Genomic DNA, 535 nt, shown 5'->3' with positions numbered 1-535 from the left:
TCACGAAGGGCTTGGCGCCCGGCACGCTTCTGTCCACCGAGATCGGCAGGGTCTGCGCCAGCACGGGCGTCCAGACCTGCGTGAAGACCACGGACCACACAATCAGGGAACGGAGCTTGGACATCATGCTTACTCGATTGCACCAAGGGTTGGGGGCTGGCTTTGCGAGCGCTTCGACAACGCAAAGCGACGGGCTCAGAACTCGAACATCAGCGTCGCCGCGAACACGGTGCTGGCGGTTTTCAGCGAATCAGGCTTTTGCAACGGCCAGCCAGCGGAAATGTCGTAGCTGGCGTTGATCGCACTGGTCGCAGCGGGCAGGGAAGCACGGCCGCGCAGGCCGATCACCGCGCCGACCAACGTACGGCTGGCCAGGTACTGGGCCGACGGCCCCCCGACTCGGCCAGTGTCCAGCCCGGTGTAGACCTGCTGGCCCGGCAGACCCGCCAACCCGCCCAGGTCCAGCGACAGGTCATTGCGCAAGGTCCAGCCGTCTTCCGCGGCCAGCGTCATCTGCCCATCGAAGCCGCGCACC

The 535-nt window shown here is 66.0% G+C and carries 1 protein-coding gene; it reads right to left on the bottom strand.

Annotation, left to right across the window (positions count from 1 at the left end; genetic code table 11):
- Positions 1-195: 195 nt before the first annotated feature.
- On the bottom strand, positions 196-535 hold a 340-nt coding region (locus AC6LKG_RS26545; protein WP_498169975.1), incomplete at its 5' end, for a ShlB/FhaC/HecB family hemolysin secretion/activation protein.

Source organism: Achromobacter sp. 46006 (assembly GCF_059761975.1).
The sequence above is the reverse complement of the archived record's forward strand: the minus strand, read 5'-3'. Positions and strand labels throughout refer to the sequence as shown.